The organism is Mesorhizobium sp. M4A.F.Ca.ET.050.02.1.1 (assembly GCF_003997725.1).
Lineage (GTDB): Bacteria > Pseudomonadota > Alphaproteobacteria > Rhizobiales > Rhizobiaceae > Mesorhizobium.
On the sequence record NZ_RZSG01000363.1, the window covers coordinates 1 to 5882 of the forward strand.

General features: G+C 63.0%; 9 protein-coding genes. 2 read left to right on the forward strand and 7 right to left on the reverse strand.

Annotation, left to right across the window (positions count from 1 at the left end; all coding sequences use genetic code 11):
* The first annotated feature begins 191 nt into the window (after positions 1–191).
* Positions 192–1109, forward strand: coding sequence for a pseudouridine-5'-phosphate glycosidase (locus EOA33_RS21515; protein WP_127406521.1), 918 nt, complete (start codon positions 192–194; stop codon positions 1107–1109).
* A 3-nt stretch (positions 1110–1112) separates the two neighbouring features.
* On the opposite strand, the gene EOA33_RS21520 is transcribed toward EOA33_RS21515, so the two are convergent.
* Positions 1113–1436, reverse strand: coding sequence for a TfoX/Sxy family protein (locus EOA33_RS21520; protein ID WP_126054860.1), 324 nt, complete (start codon positions 1434–1436; stop codon positions 1113–1115).
* Between the two features lie 89 nt (positions 1437–1525).
* Between EOA33_RS21520 and EOA33_RS21525 the strand changes: the two genes are divergently transcribed.
* Positions 1526–2023, forward strand: a complete 498-nt coding sequence (locus EOA33_RS21525; RefSeq protein WP_127406522.1) for a GFA family protein — start codon at positions 1526–1528, stop codon at positions 2021–2023.
* Between the two features lie 7 nt (positions 2024–2030).
* On the opposite strand, the gene EOA33_RS21530 is transcribed toward EOA33_RS21525, so the two are convergent.
* From EOA33_RS21530 to sufD, 6 genes are all read right to left on the reverse strand, one after another.
* Entirely contained in the window at positions 2031–2549 is a 519-nt protein-coding gene (locus tag EOA33_RS21530) for a DUF2199 domain-containing protein (RefSeq protein ID WP_127406523.1), read from the reverse strand.
* 10 nt (positions 2550–2559) lie between these two features.
* The gene (gene sufA, locus EOA33_RS21535; RefSeq protein WP_127406524.1) at positions 2560–2946 is read right to left on the reverse strand and encodes a Fe-S cluster assembly scaffold SufA; all 387 of its coding nucleotides are present in this window, start codon (positions 2944–2946) and stop codon (positions 2560–2562) included.
* 96 nt (positions 2947–3042) lie between these two features.
* On the reverse strand, positions 3043–3531 hold the full coding sequence (locus EOA33_RS21540) for a DUF4375 domain-containing protein (RefSeq protein WP_126054864.1): 489 nt from the start codon (positions 3529–3531) through the stop codon (positions 3043–3045).
* Positions 3532–3539: 8 nt separating this feature from the next.
* Entirely contained in the window at positions 3540–3932 is a 393-nt protein-coding gene (locus tag EOA33_RS21545) for an SUF system Fe-S cluster assembly protein (protein WP_127406525.1), read from the reverse strand.
* 5 nt (positions 3933–3937) lie between these two features.
* Positions 3938–5179, reverse strand: a complete 1242-nt coding sequence (locus EOA33_RS21550) for a cysteine desulfurase (RefSeq protein WP_127406526.1) — start codon at positions 5177–5179, stop codon at positions 3938–3940.
* A gap of 96 nt (positions 5180–5275) precedes the next feature.
* Positions 5276–5882 (reverse strand): Fe-S cluster assembly protein SufD (sufD, locus tag EOA33_RS21555; RefSeq protein WP_127406527.1); only part of this gene is annotated, 607 nt, incomplete at its 5' end.

Below are 5882 nucleotides of genomic sequence, written 5' to 3' on the forward strand. Positions count from 1 at the left end.
GCTCAATGGCCTGCCGCTGCGCGCGGCACTGCGCGAAGGCATTGCCGCCTCCATCCTGGCCATCGAAAGCACCGAGGCGGTACCCGCCTTCAGCGCCGCCAACTTCGCGCAAATGCTGGCCCTTGTGCCGGGGGCGCTGGAAGTGGCATGAGGGCGGCCGGAGCGCCGCGCGCTCCGTATTGGAGACCATCATGACGCCCGAAACCGCCCGCCCCTTCATCGATATCCATCCGCCGGTGGCGGAGGCGCTCGCCGCCGGACGGCCGGTGGTGGCGCTGGAAAGCACCATCATCACCCACGGCATGCCCTATCCGGACAACGGCGCCATGGCCGCCAATGTCGAGAAGATCATCCTGGACAATGGCGCGGTACCGGCAACGATCGCGGTGGTCGCCGGCCGCATCAAGATCGGCCTCTCCGACGGCGAGCGCGAATCGCTGGCGATGACCGGCGACGCCATGAAACTGTCGCGCGCCGATCTCGGCTTTGCCGTCGCGCAAGCGCGCACCGGCGGCACCACCGTCGCCGCGACGATGATCGCCGCGTATATGGCCGGGATAAAGGTGTTCGCCACCGGCGGCATCGGCGGCGTGCACAAGGGCGCTGAAAAGAGCTTCGACATCTCGGCCGACCTCGACGAGCTGGCGCGCACGCCGGTCATCGTGGTGTCGGCCGGCGCCAAGGCAATCCTCGACATCGAAAAGACGCTGGAAGTGCTGGAGACGCGCGGCGTGCCGGTCGTCGGCCATGGCTGCGAGACGATGCCTGCGTTCTGGTCCAGGCATTCGCCGTTCCGCGCCCCGCTCACCTTGCATGCGCCGGAGGACATTGCGCATTTCTACCGGACGCGGCAGGCGCTGAGCCTCGGCGGCGGCATACTGATCGCCAACCCGGTGCCGGAGAACGAGGAGATCCCGGCCAAGGAGATGGATGGCTACATCCAGGCGGCGCAGAAGGCGGCGGAGGCGCTCAACGTCAGCGGCAAGGCAGTGACGCCGTTCCTGCTGTCGAAAATCCTCGAGCTGACCGGCGGCCGCAGCCTCAAGACCAACATCGCGCTGGTCGAGAACAATGCGCGGCTGGCGGCCAGGATCGCCAAGGCGCTGTAGCGTCTACTTGCCCGCCCGCAGCCCCGCCTCATAGGCGCGGCGCGCCCAGACCGCCATCTCGTCGGGGTCGTCGAACGCGCTGTCGGGAATACTCCAATAGGGCATGGCGACCAGCTTGCCATGCCTGGAGCCGGTGTAGGTCCACTGCTGGCAGCCGGCGGCCTCGAAATCGGGGGCGCTTTGCTCGTCGGCCTTCAGCTTCAGCTCGCCGCGCAGCACGATGGCGACGATGACGCCGTCGCAATAGATGCCCTTGCCGCCGAACATCTTTCGGATGCTGATCGGCCCCAGGCTTTCGAACAGTTCTTCAAGGCGCGCATTGTCCATGCCGCGATCATCTCATCCGGCGTGGGCCTTGTCATCGCCGCAACCAAAGGCATGCTGACAGATTGAGATACGAAAACGGAGCTCCCGCCATGCCTGTCCTGCTCAAAGGCTCCTGCCGGTGCAATGCTGTCCGCTTCGAAGTGGAAAGCAACACGCCGGTGCCGTTCATGCTCTGCTACTGCTCGATCTGCCGCAAGCAGCAGGGCGGCGGCGGTTTCGCCATCAATCTCGGCGCCGACTACGAGACGCTCAAGATCACGGGCAAGCGCAGCCTCGGCGTCTACCGGGCCGAGATAGAGGATGACGAGCATCCGCATTGCGAGGTGTCGACCGGCGAGCGCAACTTCTGCCGCAAATGCGGTTCGGCGCTCTGGCTCTACGACCCGACCTGGCCGGATCTGGTTCATCCCTTCGCCTCGGCGATCGACAGCGAGCTGCCGGTACCGCCGGAAAAGGTGCATCTGATGCTGAAATACAAGGCGAGCTGGGTCGAGCCGGTGATCGGCAAGAACGACAAGCTGTTCGACGTCTACCCGGAAGAATCGATCGCCGACTGGCACAAGCGCACCGGCATGTGGGTAGACTGAGCTGAACCTAAGGGCGATGCGTTAGCGCAACCCAGCGCTCGATCTGCTCCACATCCACCCCATCGCGCTGCGCGACGACCAAGGGATGATCTGCATCATGCAGAAACACCTTGGGGCGCATGTTGCCAAGCTGGAATACAACATTGGCATGTAGGTGCATCGAGCTTGGGTATTCGGGAATATCGTGCATCAGATACCCGAAGCAAAGTTCGTCCTCATATTGGCCACTGTCATATCCGTCGCGATAGACATTCCAGCTCCTTTCCGAGACCGACATCCATACGCCGAAGCAGAACTCGTCGGTCAGCGCAGGAACGGGCAACGGCAGCAGGCAACGAATAAATCGATCCGTTTGGCCCGTGGCGTAACTCACCAGGCAGAAATCTTCATTCTTGCGGAAGGTCGATCGAGCGACCTCATCGAGTGCGTCTGGATCCACCGGCGCGTCGAACGCCAGGTCTGTCGGAAGCCCGACAAACTCCTTGCTACAACAGGCACACCGCCAGCGATATGCCTCGGCGCGCATGATGAAAAAGCTAAGCCGCGCTTGAAGCGCGCGCCTCGGCAAGCGCCTTGAGGTCGGCCGGCTTCAACTCGACCGACTCGCCGCAGCCGCAGGCCGAGCTCTGGTTCGGGTTCTTGAAGGTGAAGCCGGTGCGCAGCGTCGTCTGCTCGAAATCCATCTCGGTGCCGAACAGGAAGAGCGCTGCTTCCGGCGCGACATAGACATGCGCGCCGTCGCGCTCGATATGATCGTCCTTGGTGTTCGGCTCGGTCACCAGGTCGACCGTGTATTCCATGCCGGCGCAGCCGCCCTTCTTGATGCCGAGGCGGATGCCGTGCGCATTCTCGCGCGTGGCGACGATCTCGCGCACCCGGTCGGCGGCCTTTTCGGTCATCGTGATGACGGCGAAGCGTCCCATTCTCTTTCCTCTTCCATTCCATGCAGGTTCAAGGCCCGCCGAATGATTCATCACCTAAAATGGTGAAGTTTGTTGGCGGGTGCAACCCCGGCTCTGTTACTGAACCGTTGCAAGCAACTGACTGGCCTCCCGTTCCAAAACCTTATACATCGCCGTCGGATGACGCTCTTCAGCGGCATAGAACTGGTTGGAGGCCAGATCGAATGCAGTTTCCGGCAACTCATCCATCCTATCCATTCTTTGCAAGCGGTCCCGAGGAAAGTTCGGGCCGAACACCGCCAACGCACTTTCCGCTGCAGCCGCATGTTCCGACAGGCCGAGCCGCCGCATCGCGCCAATGGCTCGCTCGATCGTTATTCCACACGAATTGTGGAAGTACTGATGAAAGGTGCCATTCAGGACATCACCGAGCAGAATATCCGCGCAAAGCACGTCGGCGACGCCTGCCGGCATTCCGTTCAGAAGCGCGTCAAATGCGGCCGGTTTGCCCATGCTGTTGAGAAAGTCGTCGCCGCCCCATTGCTGCATCAGCTTCATCGTCGAGGGCGGCACGAATTCGGGAAGATCGATCTCCCAATCTTCCATTTGAGCCCTCAATACCAGCCGACCGCGACCTGCGCCTCTTCCGACATGCGGTCCGGCGTCCACGGCGGATCGAACACCATGCTGACCTCGACTCCGGAAACACCCTCGACCGCGCCGACGGCATTCTCGACCCAGCCCGGCATCTCGCCGGCCACCGGGCAGCCGGGCGCGGTCAGGGTCATGTCGATCTTGACCGAGCGGTCGTCCTCGATATCGATCTTGTAGACGAGGCCGAGTTCGTAGATGTCGGCGGGGATTTCCGGGTCGTAGACCGTCTTCAGCGCCGATACGATGTTGTCGGTCAGTCGCGCCAGCTCGTCGGCAGGAATGGCAGAAGCCGAAACCACGCCGTTCGCGGCCGTTTCCGGAGCTGTCTCTGCGGTGGTGCTCGCATCTTCCATGGTCGTCACCCGAAGAACTTTCGCGCCTTTTCCAGCGCATCGGCCAAAGCGTCGACTTCGGCCCTGGTATTATACATGCCGAACGATGCCCTGCATGTGGAGGTCACGCCGAAGCGTTTCAACAGCGGCTGGGCGCAATGGGTGCCGGCGCGCACTGCCACGCCCTGCCGGTCGATCACCATCGACACGTCATGGGCATGTATGCCCTGCAATTCGAACGAGATGATGGCGCCCTTGCCCGGCGCGTCACCGAAAATGCGCAGCGAATTGATGGCGCGCAGCCGCTCATGGGCATAGTCCTTGAGATCCGCCTCGTGCGCGGCGATGCGCTCGCGGCCGACCTTTTCCATATATTCGAGCGCGGCGCCGAGGCCGATCGCCTGCACGATCGGCGGTGTGCCGGCCTCGAAACGATGCGGCGGCTCGTTGTAGGTGACGATGTCCTCCGTCACTTCCTCGATCATCTCGCCGCCACCCATGAAGGGCCGCATCTCCTCCAGCATGTGCTTCTTGCCGTAGAGCACGCCGATGCCGGAGGGGCCGTAGACCTTGTGGCCGGTGAAGACGAAGAAATCGCAGTCGAGGTCCTGCACGTCGATCGGCATGTGCACGGCGCTCTGGCTGCCGTCGACCAGCACCGGGATGCCGCGGGCATGCGCGATGCGCACGATCTCCTTGATCGGCGTCACCGTGCCCAGCGCGTTCGACATCTGGGTGATGGCGACGAGTCTTGTGCGCGCGGTCAGCCGCTTCTCGAATTCCTCGATGTGGAAGGCGCCGAGATCGTCGACCGGCACCCAGACCAGCTTGGCGCCCTGCCTCTCCCTGATGAAATGCCACGGCACGATGTTGGAGTGGTGCTCCATGATCGACAGCACGATCTCGTCGCCCTCGCCGATGTTGGGCATGCCGTAGCCATAGGCGACCGTGTTGATCGCCGAGGTGGTGTTGGAGGTGAAGACGATGTTGTCGGTGCTCGGCGCATTGAGGAAGCGGCGCACCGTCTCCCGCGCCTTCTCATAAGCGTCGGTCGCGGCATTCGACAGGAAGTGCAGGCCACGATGGACGTTGGCGTATTCCTGACTGTAGGCGTGCTGGATGGCGTCGAGCACGGCTTTGGGCTTCTGCGCCGAGGCGCCATTGTCGAGGTAGACCAGCGGCTTGCCATAGACTTCCCGCGACAGGATCGGGAAATCGCGGCGGATGGCCTCGACGTCGTAGGGGGTGGATTCGACTTTCTGGTCCATCACAAGCTCTTCCGAGGCACCGCCTCACTCCGTCCAGCACCCCGCTCGGCGCCGCGCGCCGATCCACCTTCTCCCGCGAGGGGAGAAGACAGGCGCTTACCCGTGCGTCAAAAACCAATCGTCGAGCCGCGCTTCCAGCGCCTCGACGAGCGCCTCGTCTTCCAGTTCCTCGATCACTTCGGCGACGAAAGCCTTGACCAGCAGGCCGCGCGCGCTCTTCTCGTCGATGCCGCGCGCCATCAGGTAGAAGAGATGGTCGTGGTCGATCTCGGTGACGGTCGCGCCATGGCCGCAGACGACGTCGTCGGCGAAGATCTCCAATTCCGGCTTGGTTGAGAACTCGCCGTCATCCGACAGCAGCAGCGTGTTGCAGGCCATCTTGGCGTTGGTCTTCTGCGCATGCTGATGCACGTTGATGCGGCCCTGGAAGACACCGCGCGCCTTGCCGGTGACCACGTTGCGGATCACTTCGGTCGAGGTGGTGTGTGGCACGGCATGGTCGAGCACCATGGTGGTGTCGGTATGGGTGTCGCCGGCCAGAAGGTTGATGCCGCGCAATTTGAAATCGGCGCCCTCGCCGGTCGTGCGCACCACGACTTCCTGACGCACCAGCCTGCCGCCGGCGTTCATCACGAACAGCGTCAGCTTCGCATCCTTGCCGAGATGCGCCTTGAACTGAGCAAGATGCGTGGCGGTATCAGAT